General features: G+C 35.5%; 18 protein-coding genes. 9 read left to right on the top strand and 9 right to left on the bottom strand.

Annotated elements, in window-relative coordinates; genetic code table 11:
• Positions 1–49 precede the first annotated feature (49 nt).
• Both Q1V95_RS03830 and Q1V95_RS03825 read right to left on the bottom strand, forming a co-directional pair.
• A complete protein-coding gene (locus Q1V95_RS03830; RefSeq protein WP_300670463.1) occupies positions 50–2,182 on the bottom strand; it encodes an outer membrane beta-barrel family protein in 2,133 nt (710 codons plus the stop codon).
• A 167-nt stretch (positions 2,183–2,349) separates the two neighbouring features.
• Positions 2,350–3,276, bottom strand: a complete 927-nt coding sequence (locus tag Q1V95_RS03825) for a malate dehydrogenase (protein WP_300670461.1) — start codon at positions 3,274–3,276, stop codon at positions 2,350–2,352.
• A gap of 195 nt (positions 3,277–3,471) precedes the next feature.
• Here Q1V95_RS03825 and pfkA point away from each other — a divergent pair, with 195 nt between their 5' ends.
• Positions 3,472–4,458 carry a 6-phosphofructokinase gene (pfkA, locus tag Q1V95_RS03820; protein ID WP_300670459.1) on the top strand — a complete coding sequence of 329 codons (987 nt, stop codon included), beginning with the start codon at positions 3,472–3,474 and terminating at the stop codon, positions 4,456–4,458.
• Between the two features lie 58 nt (positions 4,459–4,516).
• A complete protein-coding gene (gap, locus tag Q1V95_RS03815) occupies positions 4,517–5,521 on the top strand; it encodes a type I glyceraldehyde-3-phosphate dehydrogenase (protein ID WP_300670457.1) in 1,005 nt (334 codons plus the stop codon).
• A 124-nt stretch (positions 5,522–5,645) separates the two neighbouring features.
• Here the strand turns inward: gap and Q1V95_RS03810 are convergent, their stop codons facing one another.
• Positions 5,646–6,398: a DUF3575 domain-containing protein gene (locus Q1V95_RS03810; RefSeq protein WP_300670455.1), complete on the bottom strand. Its 753-nt coding sequence runs from the start codon at positions 6,396–6,398 to the stop codon at positions 5,646–5,648.
• Between the two features lie 152 nt (positions 6,399–6,550).
• Between Q1V95_RS03810 and recA the strand changes: the two genes are divergently transcribed.
• A complete protein-coding gene (gene recA / locus Q1V95_RS03805) occupies positions 6,551–7,552 on the top strand; it encodes a recombinase RecA (protein ID WP_300670454.1) in 1,002 nt (333 codons plus the stop codon).
• A gap of 74 nt (positions 7,553–7,626) precedes the next feature.
• On the opposite strand, the gene Q1V95_RS03800 is transcribed toward recA, so the two are convergent.
• A complete protein-coding gene (locus Q1V95_RS03800; RefSeq protein ID WP_300670452.1) occupies positions 7,627–8,733 on the bottom strand; it encodes a M14 family zinc carboxypeptidase in 1,107 nt (368 codons plus the stop codon).
• 617 nt (positions 8,734–9,350) lie between these two features.
• Between Q1V95_RS03800 and Q1V95_RS03795 the strand changes: the two genes are divergently transcribed.
• Both Q1V95_RS03795 and Q1V95_RS03790 read left to right on the top strand, forming a co-directional pair.
• The gene (locus tag Q1V95_RS03795; RefSeq protein WP_300670449.1) at positions 9,351–9,854 is read left to right on the top strand and encodes a helix-turn-helix transcriptional regulator; all 504 of its coding nucleotides are present in this window, start codon (positions 9,351–9,353) and stop codon (positions 9,852–9,854) included.
• 191 nt (positions 9,855–10,045) lie between these two features.
• Positions 10,046–11,095 carry an alpha/beta hydrolase gene (locus Q1V95_RS03790; RefSeq protein ID WP_300670443.1) on the top strand — a complete coding sequence of 350 codons (1,050 nt, stop codon included), beginning with the start codon at positions 10,046–10,048 and terminating at the stop codon, positions 11,093–11,095.
• Positions 11,096–11,125: 30 nt separating this feature from the next.
• Here the strand turns inward: Q1V95_RS03790 and Q1V95_RS03785 are convergent, their stop codons facing one another.
• From Q1V95_RS03785 to polA, 3 genes are all read right to left on the bottom strand, one after another.
• On the bottom strand, positions 11,126–11,866 hold the full coding sequence (locus Q1V95_RS03785; RefSeq protein ID WP_300670441.1) for a dienelactone hydrolase family protein: 741 nt from the start codon (positions 11,864–11,866) through the stop codon (positions 11,126–11,128).
• Between the two features lie 293 nt (positions 11,867–12,159).
• Positions 12,160–13,158, bottom strand: a complete 999-nt coding sequence (locus tag Q1V95_RS03780) for a M28 family metallopeptidase (RefSeq protein ID WP_300670759.1) — start codon at positions 13,156–13,158, stop codon at positions 12,160–12,162.
• Between the two features lie 72 nt (positions 13,159–13,230).
• Positions 13,231–16,044 carry a DNA polymerase I gene (polA, locus tag Q1V95_RS03775; RefSeq protein WP_300670439.1) on the bottom strand — a complete coding sequence of 938 codons (2,814 nt, stop codon included), beginning with the start codon at positions 16,042–16,044 and terminating at the stop codon, positions 13,231–13,233.
• 174 nt (positions 16,045–16,218) lie between these two features.
• On the opposite strand from polA, the gene Q1V95_RS03770 reads away from it, so the two are divergent.
• The 4 genes from Q1V95_RS03770 (at position 16,219) to Q1V95_RS03755 (ending at position 19,418) form a co-directional block, all read left to right on the top strand.
• On the top strand, positions 16,219–16,800 hold the full coding sequence (locus Q1V95_RS03770) for a pyruvate decarboxylase (protein ID WP_300670437.1): 582 nt from the start codon (positions 16,219–16,221) through the stop codon (positions 16,798–16,800).
• Positions 16,801–16,877: 77 nt separating this feature from the next.
• Positions 16,878–18,197: a magnesium transporter gene (gene mgtE / locus Q1V95_RS03765; protein ID WP_300670435.1), complete on the top strand. Its 1,320-nt coding sequence runs from the start codon at positions 16,878–16,880 to the stop codon at positions 18,195–18,197.
• Positions 18,198–18,298: 101 nt separating this feature from the next.
• Positions 18,299–19,000, top strand: a complete 702-nt coding sequence (locus Q1V95_RS03760; RefSeq protein WP_300670434.1) for a CoA transferase subunit A — start codon at positions 18,299–18,301, stop codon at positions 18,998–19,000.
• Positions 19,001–19,049: 49 nt separating this feature from the next.
• Positions 19,050–19,418, top strand: coding sequence for a VOC family protein (locus tag Q1V95_RS03755; RefSeq protein ID WP_300670433.1), 369 nt, complete (start codon positions 19,050–19,052; stop codon positions 19,416–19,418).
• A 42-nt stretch (positions 19,419–19,460) separates the two neighbouring features.
• On the opposite strand, the gene Q1V95_RS03750 is transcribed toward Q1V95_RS03755, so the two are convergent.
• Both Q1V95_RS03750 and Q1V95_RS03745 read right to left on the bottom strand, forming a co-directional pair.
• Positions 19,461–19,640, bottom strand: coding sequence for an Arc family DNA binding domain-containing protein (locus Q1V95_RS03750; RefSeq protein WP_300670431.1), 180 nt, complete (start codon positions 19,638–19,640; stop codon positions 19,461–19,463).
• Between the two features lie 35 nt (positions 19,641–19,675).
• The gene (locus Q1V95_RS03745; protein ID WP_300670429.1) at positions 19,676–20,542 is read right to left on the bottom strand and encodes an SPFH domain-containing protein; all 867 of its coding nucleotides are present in this window, start codon (positions 20,540–20,542) and stop codon (positions 19,676–19,678) included.
• Between the last annotated feature and the right edge of the window lie 63 nt (positions 20,543–20,605).

Here is a 20,605-nt window from a genome sequence, read left to right as displayed (position 1 = left end):
AATTAATCTTAAAAAAAGAAACCTTCCAAAAATTGAAAGGTTTCTTTGATTATTTTCCGCCGCCTTGGTTTTTCTCCACATCGGTTTTGGTATTTTCTTTTACCTTTTGATTTCCGAAACGTTTGGTAATCGTTAACGAAGCACCATACCAATCGGAAGTATTAATATTTCTGATGGTTCCGGCTTGACTATAAGTTGTTCTGTCAAATACTGGTCTTAGGAATATATTATTAAACTGCACACTTGTTTCTAAACCGATTTTATCAAAGATTTTGGTCACCGAAATATTGTGGAAAACATTGGTTGTATTGCTAAGAGAGTTTCCATTATTATTTTTGTAAACGCCCATCCAACCAGAAATATTAATATTTTTATTAAACAAGTTGGTGTATGAGAAGTTAGCAGAACCAGAGAAGTTCGTTAGATAATCTTTCGCATTAAGATTATTTCTGTGGTTAAAATCGCTGTTGTCTTGATAATTAACACCTAAGGTTACATTGACATTTAATTTATTTTTAAAAAATGTTTGATTGGTGTTAAAGTTAGCAGAATAGCGTGCCGATTTTCCGTCAAAATTATTTGGCATTGATACCAACTTATCTCCTTCTGGCACATAATCCGTCCAATAATCTTGGTTGGTAAATCCGTAGCCTAAAGACAAGAAATACTTTTTGTAAACCCCAAATTTCATCGTAAATCTATGATTTGGGTTTGGATTAAGGTTCATATTTCCGCGGTAATAATTTCCGTCGCTTGTTGGCAACTCAAATGGATTATACTCCGAATACCAAGGTCTCCAAATATTATAATTATAAGAAGTTGATATATTAAAGTTTGGACTAAACGTATATTTTAGTAAAGCATTTGGCATCAACTTACCATAAGAATCATCACGTTTTAAATCCTGATTTTCTTGATGCAATTTAAAAGTCATATACTCATAACGAAGCCCAATTCTAACATCCAATTTTTCAAATAGTTTTGTACTAATATTGGCATAAACGGCATTAAGATTATCTTTATAGCTAAATCTATTTCGTAGAATATCCGCCGAATATCCATAATAATCGATTGGCATAAAGTTGTTATTGAAATCGAATTTCGCGCCTGCTTCCAAGTTAGTATTTTTAGAACCCAAAGCTTGCGAATAATCTAACTTAAGATAATAGTTTCGCATTTGCGAGTCCTCTGTAACTCTTGTATACTCTGTGTTTGGCGCAATCGTTTGATTTCTAACATAACTTCTATCACTTTCGTCTCCGTTATAATTAACACCTAGATTAACATCGAAAATTCTATTTTTTACTTTATCATAATACTTATAAAATAAATTGGAATTCAGCATCAGATATTTTGAAGTCTGATTTTGGTTAATGTTGTAACTGTTAAAAGGATTTCCATCACGTAAGATATTTCCAGTACTCGTATTTTCGGAGTTTCCATTATTTTGAAAATACTCTACAATAAGCCCAACGTTGTTTTTATCATTCAACTCCAATTCTGAAGTCGAAGATACCGATGGCATTTTTCCTTTATTGACAGACCGCATATCAGTGTAACGCTCTTCGTTGTCCTGGAAAAGATTGCTTTCGGTTTTGATGGTCGAAACGTTAGTATTATCGTTATAACTTCCTGTTATCGTTTGCGTAAAATTCTTTTTGTGATAGTTAAGATTAAGGCTAGAATATTGATTGTTCTTGGTATTCTGCGTATTAGTCAATGCCACACTTCCTTTGATACCTTCGTCTTCGCGTTTTTTAAGAACGATATTAATCACTTGTCCAGTCGTTTCGTATCTAGAAGATGGATTGGTGATGACCTCGATTTTCATCAAATTATCAGCAGGAATAGATTTGAGATACTCTTTAAGCTCCTTACCTGTGAAAACCGATTTTCTATCATTAATATATACCGTCACATTTTCGCCTTCAGATTTCACAACATCATTGTTATCAATGCTTACCAACGGTGTCATCCGAAGAACATCCCAAGTTGTGTTACCAGCAAGAATTGAACTATCTGCAACATTAAAAACAGTTCTGTCAACTTTCGTTTCCACAGTAGGTTTTTTCGCAATGATTGTTACAGCCTCTATTGAATTTGACTTAATAGTATCCTGTTGGGTTTGAGCGAAAAAAAAACTGCTACACAGTAATCCAGCACTAGTAAAAAATAATTTCATGTTTCGTTTTTTAATAAGACAACCGAAATAGGCAACTTGTTACATCTGAATCAAAAAACATCACTAATTATTTAGTTTAACACTGACAATCAAGATAATAATTTTACAATTAAACAAAAAAAGGCGCATCAAAATGACACGCCTTAATATTTTAGAGATTGAAAATCTTAGAATTTCAAATCACCATTAACATCTCTTACCGCTTGTGCAGCTTCATCGAATTTTGCTTTTTCAGCATCTGTTAATTTGATATCAACAATTTTTTCAACACCATTAGCACCGATAATTGCCGGAACTCCTAAGCAAATGTCAGATTGTCCGTACTCACCATCTAACATTAATGAACAAGGAATCATTTTCTTTTGGTCGCAAAGGATAGATTGTACCAATACTGATACAGCCGCACCTGGCGCATACCAAGCAGAAGTACCTAATAATTTAGTTAATGTTGCACCACCAACTTTAGTTTCTTCTGTAACGTAAGCGATTTTTTCATCGTTAAGGAATTCAGTAACTGGCACACCATTTCTTGTAGCTTTGCTAACCAATGGAAGCATTCCTGTATCTGAGTGTGCTGCGATAACCATACCATCAACGTCAGAAATTGGACATTCTAGAGCTTCAGCCAATCTGTATTTGAAACGTGCAGAATCTAATGCACCTCCCATACCGATGATTCTTTCTTTTGGAAGACCAGAAGTCTTGTGTACCAAGTAAGCCATTGTATCCATTGGGTTAGATACCACAATAATGATTACATCTGGAGAATGTTTTACCAAGTTAGCAGTAACTTCTTTAACGATACCAGCGTTAATACCGATAAGTTCTTCTCTTGTCATTCCTGGTTTTCTTGGAATTCCAGAAGTGATAACCGCAACTTTAGAACCCGCAGTTTTGCTATAATCACCAGTTGTACCAGTAATTTTTGTATCAAAAGCGTTAAGAGATGCACATTGCATTAAGTCCATAGCTTTACCTTCAGCAAAACCTTCTTTAATGTCAACTAATACTACTTCTGATGCGAAATTTTTCATCGCGATGTACTCTGCACAACTTGCTCCTACGGCACCTGCGCCAACAACAGTTACTTTCATTTATTTTTCTATTTAATAATTGTTAAAATTAATGCTTGTAAATATAATAAAGATTGACCACATAAAAACAATTTGAAAACCTAAAAATTATCATTTCTTCGTATTTCTAAATGTGATTAAAATCAAATTTATTAATTATTTATTATTCAATGAAATGTCTATTTTTTTGTAGATTTGCGTACTAATAAGTGGACTATGTCAAATCAAAAAATAAAAACAATCGCTGTTTTAACTTCTGGTGGTGACGCACCTGGGATGAATGCCGCTATCCGTGCTGTTGTAAGAACGGCTTGTAGTCTTGGCCTAGAATGCTACGGCGTTCGTGAGGGTTACAACGGTCTTATCCATGATGAGTTTATCAAAATGGGACCTCGTTCTGTTAAAAACATCATCAACGAAGGTGGTACAATTCTAAAATCTGCTCGTTCTTCTGAATTCAAAACACCTGAAGGTCGTGCAAAAGCTTTTGAAAACTGTAAAAAACACAACATCGACGCATTGGTATGTATTGGTGGAGACGGAAGTTTCACAGGCGCTAAAGTCTTAAACGAAGAATTCGGAATCCCTGTAATTGGTGTACCAGGTACGATTGATAATGATATTTTTGGTAGTGACAATACCATTGGTTACGACACAGCTCTTAATACAGCAATGGATGCTATTGATAAAATCCGTGATACAGCAACATCTCATAATAGAGTATTCTTTGTAGAAGTTATGGGTCGCGATGCTGGTTTTATCGCGCTAAATAGTGGGATTGCAACGGGAGCATTAGATATTTTAATCCCTGAACAAAAAGACAGTATGGAAGAACTTTTTGGCACATTTAGAAAAGCTGAAAAAGTTGGAAAATCTTCAAGTATTGTTGTTGTTGCAGAAGGCGAAAAACTGGGTAACATCTATGATTTAGCAAAAGCAACTAAAGATGAATTCCCAACTTTCGATATTCGTGTAGCTGTTTTGGGACACATTCAACGAGGTGGATCACCAAGTTGTGCAGATCGTGTTTTGGCAAGCAAAATGGGTTATGGCGCCGTGATTGGACTTATCGAAGGTAAAAGCAAAGTAATGGTTGGTGTCAAATCTAACAAGCTGGTATATACGCCAATTGAAGAAGCGATTAAAAAACACAACGAAATAGATAAAGACTTGCTAAAGATTTCCGAAATATTAGCAATGTAGTTCGTTAAAAATTTTGTAATTTTAGAAACAATATATTATCAAATTTAAAAAGTAAAATATGTCAACAATTAAAGTAGGAATTAATGGATTCGGGAGAATCGGACGTTTAGTTTTCAGAGCAATGGCTGAAAGAAGCAACATCGAAGTAGTAGGTATTAACGACCTTATCGATGCTGAATATATGGCTTACATGCTAAAATACGATTCAGTTCACGGTGCTTTCAAAGGTGAAGTTTCTGTACAAGGAAATAACCTTGTTGTGAATGGAAAAACAATCCGTATCACTGCTGAAAGAGATCCTAACAACCTAAAATGGAACGAAGTTGGTGCTGAGTACATCGTAGAATCTACAGGTCTATTCTTATCTGCTGATACAGCTAACGCACACATCAACGCTGGTGCTAAGAAAGTTGTTCTTTCTGCTCCTTCTAAAGATGATACGCCAATGTTCGTAATGGGGGTTAACCACAAAGAACTTACTGACGATATCAAAATCTTCTCTAACGCTTCTTGTACAACTAACTGTCTTGCGCCTTTAGCAAAAGTAATCCATGATAACTTCGGAATCGTTGAAGGTCTTATGACAACTGTACACGCTACAACTGCAACTCAAAAAACAGTTGATGGTCCATCTGCTAAAGATTGGAGAGGTGGTAGATCTGCACTTAACAACATTATCCCTTCTTCTACTGGTGCTGCAAAAGCTGTAGGAAAAGTTATTCCTTCTCTTAATGGTAAATTAACAGGTATGTCTTTCCGTGTACCAACAGCAGACGTTTCTGTAGTAGATTTAACAGTAAGATTAGAAAAAGCTACTTCTTATGATGAAATCGCTGCTGCTATCAAAGCTGCTTCTGAAGGAGAATTAAAAGGTATCCTAGGTTACACTGAAGATCTAGTAGTTTCTCAAGATTTCGTTGGAGATAAGAGAACTTCAATCTTTGATAAAGATGCTGGTATTATGCTATCTCCGAACTTTGTTAAGTTAGTATCTTGGTATGATAACGAAATGGGTTACTCTAACAAGTTAACAGATTTATTAGTTCATTCAGCTTCTTTGTAAGTCAAGAATTAATATCAAAAATAGAAACTCTCCTACTTTGGAGAGTTTTTTTATTTTAAAAATTAAAAACTCCCAATTCGCGATTGAGAGTTTCTAAAATTATGTTGATATCAAATATCTTTTTCTAAAATCTGTAGCCAAATGAAATACCAGAACGCAAACCAGCCCAAGGTCCATCCAGCTTAATGCTACCACCAGTTGCATTGATATGCGCTTCATGCTTTATGATAGGAATATCCAAAGTATTAATTTCATCCTGTAATTCTGCTTGTTGAGAAGGCGTCATTGTATATCGAGATTTACCATCAAGATTACCTGACGCAAAACCATAATGTCCTCCAACAATCCACCAATCCAAAACCCAGTTTTGACTAGTTCCAAAAAGCCATTGTGCACCAATCATCAATCCAAAACTATGTGCAGAGATAGATCCGTTCATATCCAATGGATTATCCACTTCATTATTGTTCGAATCTTTGTATACTAGATAGTTGTAATGAAATTCGTCGAACTTCATATTGGTATAACGATAATATGGGGCCAAATAAAATCCACTATTATATTTCTTCCCAAAGTAATATCTTCCCTCCAATGTGAAGGAAGTATTTCCCATTTTAATCGTACCAATATCCTCTCGATCTCTTTCATTAAAAAAGGTATTCATAAAAGGTAAACCTCCCTGTGGAATCACAGCCAAAGTAGCATTAACAGCAATATTTTTATTAATCGACCTTTCGTAAGTTATATTCAAATTACGAAAAGCATAGGCTGTAAGGTTGGTTTTAATCGTGTTTTTATTTTCAGAATCGCCACCAGAATTCTGGGCATAGACTAAGCTTGTAGCAAGCAAAGAAGCAAGTAAAATTTTAGTTTTCATATTGTACTTTTATTTTTTTGTCAAATATAAAACACATTACGCCTAAAAAAAATACCTAATTCTCGGTATTTTCATTTTTGATACAATTTGTATCAATTAATAAATTCTAAAACTAAAGTTTTTTCGTATTTTTGAACTAATTAAAAATTAAGATGAGTAATATTGACGATAAAAAGAAAGCGCTACAATTGGTGCTGGACAAATTAGATAAAACGTACGGAAAAGGAACCGTAATGACCCTTGGCGAAGATTCTGTAGACCACACAATTGAGGTTATTCCTTCAGGCTCTTTGGGTCTTGACCTTGCCTTAGGTGTTGGTGGTTATCCTCGTGGTAGAATTATCGAAATCTACGGACCAGAATCTTCAGGTAAAACAACTTTGACACTTCACGCTATTGCAGAAGCTCAAAAAGCGGGTGGTATTGCAGCCTTCATCGATGCAGAGCATGCTTTTGATAGAAACTATGCAGGCAAACTAGGAATTGATCTAGACAATCTTATCATTTCTCAACCAGATAACGGTGAGCAAGCTTTAGAAATCGCAGATAACTTGATCCGTTCAGGCGCAATTGATATCGTAGTTATTGACTCTGTTGCTGCATTGACACCAAAAGCTGAAATCGAAGGAGAAATGGGTGATTCCAAAATGGGATTACATGCAAGACTAATGTCTCAAGCACTTAGAAAACTAACAGCAACAATTAACAGAACAAAATGTACAGTTATCTTTATCAACCAGTTGAGAGAGAAAATTGGTGTTATGTTCGGAAATCCTGAAACAACGACTGGTGGTAACGCTCTTAAATTCTATGCTTCTGTGAGAGTAGATATTAGAAAAGCAAGTGCGCCAATCAAAAACGGAGACGAAGCGGTTGGTAGCCGTGTTAAAGTAAAAATTGTTAAAAATAAAGTAGCACCGCCTTTCAAAATGGCAGAATTCGACATTATGTATGGTGAAGGTGTTTCTAAAGTTGGCGAAATCCTAGATCAAGGTGTTGAACTTGGTGTAATCCAAAAAAGTGGATCTTGGTTCAGCTACGAAGGAACAAAACTTGGTCAAGGTCGTGATGCAGTTAAGGATGTTATCAAAGACAACCCTGAGCTTGCTGAAGAGCTTGAAACAAAAATTAAAGAAAAAATTAAAGGAGAATAAGCTTTTAATAATATCACAAGAAAACGCCGCAATATTTTGCGGCGTTTCTATTTGTATAAGGTATTTAAGGTTTCCTATTCGATACTAAAATTAACTTCGGCGTCTAGTTTTGGAAACTTATTCTGAGAAATAAATTGCTTGCCTGTACAATCAACCTCCTTCCAGCCTTTCTTACGCCCCAAATCGCCAACTTCAGCAACAAAAGGCACCAACTTTATATTCTTTTCATTTTCGTCGAAAATTTCCTTGTACTGTACCGCAACATCCAAAATACAATCAAAGTCTGTATTTAGTTTGACATTGCGATAGATAATATCAAAATGGCTTTCTTTATTTTCTGGAATGCTAAAATAAGTTTCGTAGCCAATACTATCACCTTTCAAGACTGCCATAGATTTCAAAGCATAAAAAAGAGCATAGGTATAAAAGATCCTTGTTTTCTCTCTTTGATAATCATTAGGATAAAAACCACCTTCGAATAAGATTGTAGGAATTCCAGACTTCATTAAGTTATCGCCAGATGATGTCGGATAAAACTCATCATTATAACGTGCAATTTGATTCGGAATCATCGTTTGCATCTGCATAAAAACACCCGCAATAATTGCCATACTTTTCTTGCGATTCTCAGTCAAGCTTCTTTCCACATCTTCCGATGGCGCCAAGAATGATAAAGTTGCTGGATGCTCCTTATCGGTCGAAAAAATCGTGCGTTGATCATGCAAATTAAGGGCATAATCATATTTCTTTTCGCTTAAAAACTTTTTAAGAAGACGCATTTCGATGCTGGATTCTTTTAGGAAATCTCGATTAATATCAATATCCAAAGCGTTACGTCGCGTCCACACTTCCGATCCATCTGGGTTTAACATAAAGATAAAGTCCAGACTAATCGCCGAAAACAAACGCTTTTTAACCTCATCATCAGTTTCTAAGATCTCAATCAAGTCAAGCATTGCTAAAGTCGCGGTAGATTCGTTTCCGTGCATTTGTGACCAAGCCGATACCTTCACAGGGCCATTACCTAAGCTTAATTTATAAATAGGTTTCCCCAAAGAGGATTTTCCAATTTCAGAAATGTAATCGCCGAGATTGTCCTGTAGGTAAGAAAATAATTTTTCAGGGGAAATATAGCGTTCTGGGAAATTTTGATTTTTAACGTATTGAAAGATTCCAGCCATTTATTAACAATTTAAGTTTGTCAAATTTAATAAAATCAAACTAAATAAACATCGTTTACAAATGTAATTTGATTAAACATTTCTAAATGCCATTTTGTCTGTGGATTTTATTGTTAATTACATTATCGAAAATTAAAATTTACATATAATTATATATCAGCATTTTAGAAATTTTATATGAATTTAAAATTTAACTTTACTTTAAGTGTTAATAAGTCGATTTCAAGGCATTTAAGGAGTATTTTGCTAAACAACTGCCTTGTGGATAAGCATCTAATATTAAACACTTTATACAAAAGTAAACATCTATAAATTCTGCATCAAAAATAAAAAAAGCAACTCCAAAATAGCATTTACATTTGTATTTGATTGATTTACAATACATTAAAGTGCTTAAATGTGATTTCTGCTTCTATTTTTCATATTAAACACTGAGAAATTTACAATACTAAATTAGCTGTAGTTAAAACAATATTTCCACACAGATGAAGTTATTAACAATGTATTATATTGATTTTAAATAGATTACATTCATGTTTACAAGTGTGTATTACAAAAACAATAGATTGTTTACATTTGTTGTTTTACAGTTTTAAAACATTTGTTACATTTGTAAAATGGAAATTAATGAGAGAATCTCCATTATTATGGAGCATTATAATATTACGCCATCAGAATTTGCGGAAAAAGTTGACGTGCAGCGATCGAGTATTTCACACATCACCTCTGGTCGTAACAAACCTTCTTTGGAATTTATCACGAAAGTGAAAAGTGCTTTCCCAGACATCGAATGGGACTGGTTAATCAATAATAATGGGCCAATGATAAAACCCAAAGTCGAAATTATTGAAGAAAAACCCGAAGCAAAGAAGCTTCCCCTACCCGACCTCTTCTCAATAATCGAAGATGATAATTTTGGGCAAGAAAATTTGGAAGTGCCAACACCTGAAAAACCTAATCGTCCAGAACCGATTGTTTCTGCTCCTATCAAAGAAGAGAAAAAAACATCCAATTCTCAGCCATTAGATAATTTTCCAATTCCACAAGGAAAAACAACAAAAAAAGTAAAGCGCGTTATTCTTTTTTTTGAAGATGGAACCTTCGAAGCTTTTGAAAATTAATTTTTCATTTAGCCTTTATTTAATACCATAACGAAAAACGCAAAACCTAATGAAACTTGAAAAGCTTTATCTGCCTTTTTCAAATTAAATCCAATTTTTTGTTGCCTAATAATTATTAGGAATCGTTTTAATATTTCTGCCTCTTAGCAATTATGATTTTGAATAGGCATAAAATTTGACAATGAGAAATCATGAAAAACTCAGTTTATTTATTAATCCTTCTCTTTGCTTTAACATCCTGTGGAGCGATACATAATACGCCAAAAACGGAAACACCTAATAAGGTAGAAAGCTCTAGTTTGGCTTATTCCTTTGTTGATCAAAACGGAAACTTCTATCCAGATAATTGGCGCAAGCAATATGGAGCACCTCCCGAAAATGCTAAAAACAAAGATTTTTCTCTTAAAAAATTAGCTAGTGAAAAAGGTAAAGAAGTAGAACTTTCGGCTTCCGAAAAAACAAAAATTACGCAAGTTGCTAACAGTGGAAAAAATAAAAATAGGATTTTTATTTTCGTGCATGGTTTTAATGCTAGTTCCGAAAAAGTAACCAAAAGTTATGCAGCCATAAAACAACAACTAAATACCACCAACAAAGACCAAATCATCAATTTTTATTGGGATGGATTGGTTGCCAACTCGATGTTTGGTGCTGGGAAAATTTGGTTTAATGCAACCAATAATAGCCAAATGGCAGGCGAATTTGGATTGCGTCGATTGTTGAATTCTTACAAAAACAAAGACATTTATATTATTTCTCACAGTCGCGGCGCTTCGGTGGTTCTTAGTTCACTAAGCAATCCGCCCTTTAGCAAGCAAGAAATTGCGGATCGAAAAGATATTCATAATGTTGATATCGATAACGATTCCAAATCCTTGCAAGAAAACAACAATAATATCTACTGCATTATGCTGGCGCCAGCAATTGGCACTAAAGATTTCAAATCTGAAGACCTTAAATCTGGTGATGATAGCTATCGCGAGTTTAGTCCGCAACTCAAGAAAATCCATATCACGATTAACAATACAGATCCAACACTTAAGAAATATTTAGGCTTTCTTTCGGACAAATTAAAACCCACGGATTTAGGTTATAAATCAGACGCTTTTGATGCATTGAAAGAACATTATAACTTCATGGAAAAAACTGATTTTAGCGGTCAAAAATCGCATAATTTTGATGTCTATATTCACAATCCGAAATTCAAAAGTATCTTAAAAGAATTCAATATTGCGAAATAAAAAAAGCCTTGATCGATCAAGGCTTTTTCGTTATTTAAGAACTTCTGCTAAAAACATCAAGGTATGTTTCCAAGCACGTTTTGCCATAGTTTCATTATATTCTGGCGATTCTGGATTGGTAAAAGTATGACCAGAATTGGCATAAGTAATAATTTGCCAATCTGCTTTTCCCTCGTTCATTTCTTTAATTAAATTATCATAATCTTCTTTGGTCACGCTTTTGTCATCAGCAGGATTTTCGACCAAAATCTTTGTTTTAATAATTGAATTTGGACGCGCTTTATCTTTAGCCAAACCGCCATGAATGCTGACAACTGCTTCGACAGGCAAGCCAGCTCTTGCAACTTCCAAAGCGCCAGTTCCACCAAAACAATAGCCGATAACAGCAATCTTTTTGGGATCAGCATTTTGTTTTAACAAAGCTTCCAAAGCCAAATTAATACGATGTTGATAAGCTTTGTAATCGGTTTTATAATTGGTTGCTATTTTTGCTGCTTCTTCGTTGGTCTTTGGAATATTGCCTTCACCATAAATATCGGCGATCAAAGCAATATAACCTTCTTTTTGAAGATCCAAAGCCGCTTGTTTAGCCTCGTTGTCAATACCTTTCCAAGCAGGTAGAATAAGAACAGCCGGACGTTTTTGATTGCTATTATCAGTAATTAAAGCATTTAACTTTTGAGAGCCATCTTTATAAGCAAGATTTTTGAGGCTTTGTGCAGAAATATTTGTCATCATAGCTAAACTTAAAATTGCAATTATCTTTTTCATCTTCAAAATTTTACGTGTTTTAAAATTAATCATTTTTAAGTGCATGTTTAAATTTTATTATAAATAATTTTTAACATTAAGGAATTAAGATTTAATAGAACAAAACTTAAAAACCTTACCAAAAATCAATTTATTGATTTCTTAAAAATTTACAACTTGACTTCCTTAATTTCTTAATGTTTAAGGAAGAATAAACTTCGTTTATTTTTGATTAAGGGAATTAAATTTTAAAACAGGATTAAATAAAAATTTAAACAAAAAAAGCAGTTCCAACTCTGAAACTGCTTTGTAATTTATCTTGTATTTTTTCCGTCAACAATAATACGTTCTGGACGATTCGCCAACTCCCAAGCCGTTGTGAAAACCAATTGTGTTCTCTTTTGCAACAAAGGATAGTCAATTTTGTCTGGTGTGTCGGATGGCTTATGATAATCTTCGTGAATCCCATCAAAGTAAAATGCAATTGGCACATTATGTTTTGCAAAATTATAATGGTCCGATCTGTAATATAATCTATCTGGATCGTTTGGATCGTCGTATTTGTAATTCAGGATTAGATTATGAGAGTCTTTGTTGGCTTGCTCATTAATCTTTTTTAATTCTGTACTTAGCATTTCTGATCCAATAACATAGACATATTGTTTACCTCTGTTTTCAGCATCATCGCGACCAATCATATCAATATTAAGATCTGCAACTGTGTTCTCTAAAGGGAAAACTGGATTTTGCGTGTAATAATCAGAACCCCAAAGTCCATGCTCCTCACCTGTTACATGCAAAAACAAAATCGAACGTTTTGGTCCATAACCAGCTTTCTTAGCTTTTTGAAAAGCTTCAGCGATTTCCATTACAGCAACTGTACCACTTCCATCGTCATCGGCACCATTGTACACAACACCATTTTTTGTACCAATATGGTCGTAATGTGCAGACACAACAAGCACCTCATTTGGCTTTTCGCTACCTTCAATATAAGCAAGAATATTTTCCGAATCTGGAAGTGTGCCTTTACGGCTTTTCATAAACTCAGATGGCACTTTTTGATAATAAGAACCTAAAGCGGCAGGATAAGAAATTCCGTAGCTTTTGTATTGACTAATCATATATTCGCCAGCTTTTTTCTGTCCAGCAGAACCAGTATCACGACCTTCCATATTGTCACCTGCAATGATATACAGATTCTTTTTAAGATCGTCAACGCTGATGCTTTTGTAGGCATTCTTAAATCCTTTACCAGAAACCGAATAATCTTTACCACCAGCAACATAAGCGGTCGAACCACAACTTTGCATAAAAGCTGCAACAGCTACAAGTCCTAAATACTTTAAATTCTTCATATAATTTTTTTTTGCTTTTAAACTTTATTAATGCGCTTCTAGCCAGTTATCGCCAACACCAACCTCAACGGTTAAAGGTACTTTTGTGGAATAAGCAGACTCCATCGCATCTTTAATAATTGTCGAAACCTCATCAACTTCATCCAATGGTGCTTCAAAAATTAATTCGTCATGAACCTGAAGCAACATTTTGGTTTTCAGTTGTTTTTCGGTTAAAATTTTATCAATTTTAATCATCGCTAATTTTATAATATCCGCAGCACTTCCTTGGATTGGTGCGTTAACAGCATTACGTTCGGCGTGACCTTTCACCACAAAATTGCTAGAGTTGATGTCTTTAAGATGTCGCTTTCTTCCCAACATTGTTACAACAAAACCATTTTTCCTTGCATTTTCGACCTGTTCAGACATATATTCTTTAAGTCTTGGATAAGTTTGGAAATAGGCATCAATCATCGCTTTAGCTTCTGATCGTGACATTCCTGTTTGGTCAGCAAGACCAAATGCACCTTGTCCATAGATAATTCCGAAGTTAACACTTTTCGCCTGAGAACGTTGTGTTTTACTAACTTCTTCAATTGGAATTTTAAACAATTTTGCAGCCGTAGCAGCGTGAATATCTTCACCGTTTTGGAAAGCTTCAATCATATTAAGTTCATCAGAAATCTCTGCAATAAGGCGCAATTCGATTTGTGAATAATCAGCAGAAATAATTTTGCAACCTTTATCCGCCACAAAAGCCCCACGAATCTGCTGCCCACGAAGTGTACGAATTGGGATATTCTGCAAGTTAGGATTAACACTCGCCAAACGTCCAGTCGCCGCAACGGTTTGCGCATAAGTCGTATGCACGCGATCATCAATTGGATCTATCTGGTTAGGAAGTGCATCTACATAAGTTGATTTCAGTTTTTGAAGCTGGCGATAATCTAGAATTAAAGCAATAATTTCGTGTTTTGAAGCCAACTTTTGCAACACATCTTCCGAGGTTGCATATTGTCCTGTTTTTGTTTTTTTAGCTTTTGGATCGAGTTGTAATTTTTCAAATAAAACTTCTCCCAGTTGTCTTGGAGAATTCATATTAAACTCTTCGCCAGACAATTCAAAGATTTTAGTTTCTAAATTTCGAAGATCATTTTCGAGGTCGCCACTTTCTTTTTTAAGCCATTCAGAATCGAGTTTAACACCGATTAATTCCATTTTTGCAAGAACCAACATCAACGGCATTTCGATATTATTAAAAACCTCTTCTAAGTTTTCTTTAATTAATTGCGGTGCAAAAAGTTGATACAATTGGAAAGTAATATCAGCGTCTTCTGCTGCGTAAGCCGTCTGCTCTTCCAAACTAACGCCACGTAAAGTCAGCTGATTTTTACCTTTTTTACCAATTAAACTTTCAATCGAAATTGGCGTATAATTAAGGTACATTTCGGATAAATAATCCATACCATGACGACCATCAGGATTCAGCAAATAATGCGCAATCATCGTGTCGTACATTGGACCTTTGACTTCGATGTTGTAATTTTTTAAAACTTTATAATCATATTTAAGATTATGGGCAATTTTTAAAACTTTGTCATCTTCAAAAAATGGTCGAAAAATTTCAACAGTTTCCTGTGCTTTTTCTTGATCCTCAGGAATCGGAATGTAATAAGCCAAGCCTGCTTTGTATGAGAAGCTCATCCCAATAAGTTGTGCTTCTAACTCGTTAAGCGACGTTGTTTCTGTATCAAAACAAACCGCTGGTTGCGCCAACAAATTGTTAAGCAACATTCGCATCGCTTTCGGCTGATCTACAAATTGATAAAGATGATCGTTTTCTTTAATATTCGATTTGGAAGAAGTAGCTTCATTTAACTCTTCAAAATTTGCAAAAAGGTCAAGTTGCGTCACTTGAGGTTTTGCCGAAGTCGAGGTTTTAACTGTCGCAGTTTCCGCTGGAGCAACGGTTTCGGTTGAGAAAGTTCTGTAAAGATTCTCGTATAAACGGCGGAACTCTAGTTCTTCAAAAATCTCTTTAAGCTTTTCGAAGTCAGGCGTTTCGAGGTCATAATCTTCTTCTTTAAAATCAATCGGAGCATCACAAAGAATGGTCGCAAGCTTTTTTGACAACAAACCACGCTCGGCACTTGCTTCAACTTTTTCTCTTAATTTTCCTTTTAATTCATTAGTGTGCGCTAAAAGATTCTCCATAGAGCCATATTCTTTAATGAATTTCTTAGCGGTCTTCTCACCAACACCTTCTAATCCTGGAATGTTATCCACAGCATCGCCCATCATCCCAAGATAATCGATAATCTGTTTGGGATCATCAACTTCATACTTGGCTTTTACTTCTTCAACACCCAAAATCTCGATGTCACCACCTTTCAGTCCAGGTTTATAAATTTTAACCTTATCGGTCACCAACTGAGCAAAATCTTTGTCAGGCGTTACCATAAAGACATTGTAATCTTTTGCCGATGCTTTGCAAGACAGCGTTCCGATTACATCATCTGCTTCATAACCTTCCACTCCCAGAATCGGAATATGCATAGCTTCAAGAATCTGATGAATATAAGGTTTTGCAAGAATAATCGCTTCGGGCGTTTCGGCTCTATTGGCTTTATAATCACTATAATCTTCATGTCGAACATTAGTCCTACCAACATCGAAAACTACTGCCAAGTGGCTAGGTCGTTCTCTTTTGATAAGCTCAATAAGCGAGTTGGTAAATCCGAAAATTGCCGATGTATCCAGACCTTTTGTCGAGAGTCTAGGATTCTTTATAAATGCATAATAGCCGCGAAAAATCATCGCATAAGCATCAATTAAGAAAAGTCTTTTGTCTGTTGTCATAGCAACAAAAGTAAGGAAAATTGCAGCATCTTTTGAAGCTAATATTTTAGATTTTAATTTTGAAATGTTTAATTCACAATAAGGCAAAGTATTCAAAAATAAATAATTGTTAAACTTTCTTAAAAAAAAGACATTTATGAAAGTATTTGGTCGTATTTTTGCATTACAATCGCGATGAATAAAAAACTACTTTTTGGTATTGGCATTTTTGCCGTTTCTTTAATTGTTATAAGCTGCTCCAGTGCTGGAAGAAGCCAGATGGCGGTTGCACAATTGGCGCAGAAAAACAATATTAAAAGAATTCTGTATTTCGTACCAGAAGTAATTCCTGACATCGAAGAAATCAAACAACCGACTTACGACGTTTTCTTTACTGCTGCAAGTGACAAAATGATGTCCTTGGGAACGAGAGATTATTTAAGAATAGATATTCCAATTTCTTACGACAGCGTTAACATTGATATGCTTCGTGAATTTTGCAAAAATAATGATGCCGATGTTGCAGTCGTGCCTCGCGTTAAATACTTTAAAGTAGGATTGGGAAAATATGTCTTTTCTAATCAGGTTGAAGTAAGCCTAAAACTCTTTGACGCAGATGGCAATTTTATGTTGGAAACGCGCTACGACACCTTCAAAGGTGGTGGTCGTATGCTAGGATCTGCAGCCAATTCTGTTAAAATCGGAACCAAAGGTGCTTTGCAAAATATGAACAAAGAGTTGCAAAACAACAAAATCTTCTTCGTTAAATCTACGTAACATTTGAAATCAAAGACTAAAGTTGATTTCTTTATTCATAGACTTTTTAATACTTTTGCACTTTAAAACAAAAAGCCTTGGAAAATACGGAAATCATTTTAAATCCAGCCGATATTGCCGAATCTCTTAGCGAACTACCTGCTAAGGACAGGCTCTTGGCGTTTTTGAAAGTTCCGAAAGCTTACAAAGCTGAAGTTTTTGCACATCTAGATCCTGATTTTCAGGAGGAGACAATTCGTGGTATTGGTAGCAATGAGGTTGCCTACATCCTTAACGAAATGACGCCCGATGACCGTACACAGTTGTTTGAGGATTTTCCAGATGAGCTAATCAAATATTCTATCAATCTTCTTAATCCGCAAGAACGTCGTGTTGCCCTAAAACTTTTAGGTTATCACTCTGACTCCATTGCGCGATTGATGACACCTTATTATATCCAAATCCGCAAGGAATGGACTGTTAAACGTTGTTTTCAACAGATTAAAAAAGTCGGTGCCAAGGTAGAAACCATGAACTACCTTTTCGTTGTTGATGAGAAAAATCGACTTATCGACGATATCACCATTGGGACTTTATTGCTAGCTGACGAAGACCAATTTGTATCAGAACTATGTGATAATCATTTTGTTGCGATTACAACGACAACAACCAAAGAAGACGCTGTTCCGTATTTCGAAAAGTATGACCGAAGTGCCATGCCTATTGTTACAGATTCAGGAGTCTTGGTAGGTATCGTAACGATTGATGATATCCTAGACCAAATCGAGCAACAAAACACCGAGGACATCCAAAAGTTTGGTGGTTTGGAAGCTTTGGACTTGCCTTATACGCAAACGCCTTGGACAGAAATGATTAAGAAAAGAGCCACTTGGCTTATTATTCTTTTTGTGTCCGAAATGTTGACTGCGAGTGCGATGGGCTATTTTGACAAAGAAATCGAAAAAGCCGTTGTTTTAGCATTATTCGTTCCATTAATTATTTCGAGTGGTGGTAATTCTGGTTCTCAAGCAGCAACGCTTATTATTCGTGCAATGGCACTACAAGAGCTGACCCTCAAAGATTGGTGGTATGTTATGAAAAAAGAAATTATCTCTGGACTATGTTTGGGATTAATTCTTGGTGTTATCGGCTTTGTACGAATTATGATGTGGCAAAAGCTAGGACTCTTTAACTACGGCGTATATTGGCCTTATGTTGGGTTAAGTGTTTCCGTTTCATTGATTGCCATCGTCCTTTGGGGAACGCTTTCTGGCTCGATGATTCCTTTTGTTTTAAAGAAATTAAAACTAGACCCTGCAACTTCTTCAGCACCATTTGTTGCAACTTTGGTGGACGTAACAGGTTTAATTATTTATTTCACTGTTGCAGGATTATTCTTGACAGGCAAACTTTTGTAATTTCTCACTCTAACAATCACTTTTTTTATTTGTTTATCAATATTAAGTCGTAGAATTCTGTAATTTTTAGTATTTTTAAAGCTCAGAAACAGAATCTCATTATGATTAATAAAACGGTAAAAAACGTTGAAGAAGCTTGCCATGACATCCAAGATGGCGCTACCATTATGCTAGGCGGTTTTGGTCTTTGCGGAATTCCAGAAAATAGTATTGCCGAATTGGTAAAAAAGAATGTCAAAAACTTGACTTGCATCTCTAATAATGCTGGTGTTGACGATTTTGGACTTGGATTACTGCTCCACCAAAAACAAATCAAAAAAATGATTTCGTCTTATGTTGGCGAAAATGCCGAATTTGAACGTCAATTGTTAAGCGGCGAATTGGAAGTTGACCTAATCCCACAAGGGACTTTGGCGACACGTTGTATGGCGACGGGTTACGGAATGCCTGCTATCTACACACCTGCAGGTGTTGGAACCGAAGTTGCGGAGGGCAAAGAAACTCGAAATTTCAATGGTAAAGATTATTTGCTAGAATATGCTTTTGATGCGGATTTTGCGATTGTAAAAGCTTGGAAAGGCGATACAGCAGGTAATTTGATTTTCCGTTCGACGTCACGTAATTTCAATCCATTAATGGCAATGGCTGGTAAAATAACAATTGCCGAAGTTGAAGAATTGGTAGAAGTTGGCGAACTAAATCCTGACGAAATCCACACACCTGGAATCTATGTACAACGCATCTTCCAAGGCGAAAAATACGAAAAGAGAATCGAACAAAGAACTGTCCGTAAAGCTAACTAAATATAAGGCTCCAGATTTTTGGAGCTTTTTTAATTTTAAATTTTATCCAATGAAATTAGGTGCATTTTCTATCAGCTTAAGTGTCAAAAATTTAGAAGTTTCTAAAAACTTTTACGAAGCTTTGGGTTTCGAGGTTTTTGCTGGCGCATTAGACCACAAATATTTAATCATGAAAAATAGCGACAGCCTTATCGGTCTTTTTGAAGCGATGTTCGATGGTAATCTTTTGACCTTTAATCCTGGTTGGGACCAAAACGCCAACGAACTCAGCGATTGGCAAGACGTTCGCGAAATCGCTAAAAGCTTTGCCGAAAAAGGAATAAAATTCAATCAACAAATCGACTCCGAAGCTGGTCCGGGAAGCATCACTTTACAAGACCCAGATGGTAATATGATTTTAATTGACCAACATCGTTAACTAGAATAAAGCAAAAAGCTCAGAAATTTCTGAGCCTTTTTATTATGATTTATCCGTTTCCTTTTCTTTTGTTTCCTTTTTCTTTCGTCCTGCGTTACTGAGACTTTGATGAATGAGAAATTCGATTTGCCCATTCACACTTCGGAATTCGTCCGCCGCCCACTTTTCAATAAGCTTGTAGGTGTCTTCGTCAATCCGCAAAACAAAACTCTTCTTACTCATTTCGTTTCATTTAAAAGCCAAAAGCTTTAGTTAGATTAGTTATAAAGTGTACCAGCATTTAGGATTGGTTGCGCTGCTTTTTCGCCGCATAATACCACCATTAGGTTGCTTACCATCGCTGCTTTGCGCTCGTCATCCAACTCTACAATATTCTCCTCTGATAGTTTTTTTAATGCTAAATCTACCATCCCAACAGCACCTTCAACGATTTTGGTTCTTGCCGCAACTATCGCCGTTGCTTGTTGTCTTTGTAGCATCGCACCAGCAATTTCGGATGCGTAAGCCAAGTGCGAAATTCTTGCTTCTTGCACAACAATTCCTGCAGGAGCAAGACGCTCTGTCAACTCTCTCTCCAAAATATGGTTAACATCATCCCCTCCGCCTCTCAAGGTAATTGGCGCACTTTCGTCCTCCAAATTATCATACGGAAAACTAACTGCCAAGTGACGAACAGCTGCCTCACTTTGCGTTCTTACATATTCCAAATAACGCTCAACATCGAACGCTGCCTTGTAAGTATCACCAACTTTCCAAACGATAACCGCTGCAATCTCAATAGGATTTCCCATTTTATCGTTTACTTTAAGGGTTTGTCCTTGTAAGTTTTCGGAACGAAGACTCATTCTTTGTGATGAATAAAAAGGATTGATAAAAAACAAACCATTTTCTTTAACAGAACCTACATACTTCCCAAAGAAGTTAAGAACACGTGAGTGATTGGGTTGGATAATCATTAAGCCTTTCATAAAAAAGAATGACAACAATATCATCAGAATCGCGACAATTGCTAATCCTACGCTGTAATCAATAGAATAAATAAACAATCCTACGCCTCCAAAAAATAGCACAATGCTAATTAGTAAGGCTAAATAACCAGACATTGGTTTTAAAACTTTTTCCATAGTGTTTGAAATTTTGATATTAATTTGATATTATAAAGATATTGATTTTTAAAATACAAAACA

Source organism: Soonwooa sp. (assembly GCF_030151385.1).
In the GTDB taxonomy this organism is placed as follows: Bacteria; Bacteroidota; Bacteroidia; order Flavobacteriales; family Weeksellaceae; genus Soonwooa.
The sequence above is the reverse complement of the archived record's forward strand: the minus strand, read 5'-3'. Positions and strand labels throughout refer to the sequence as shown.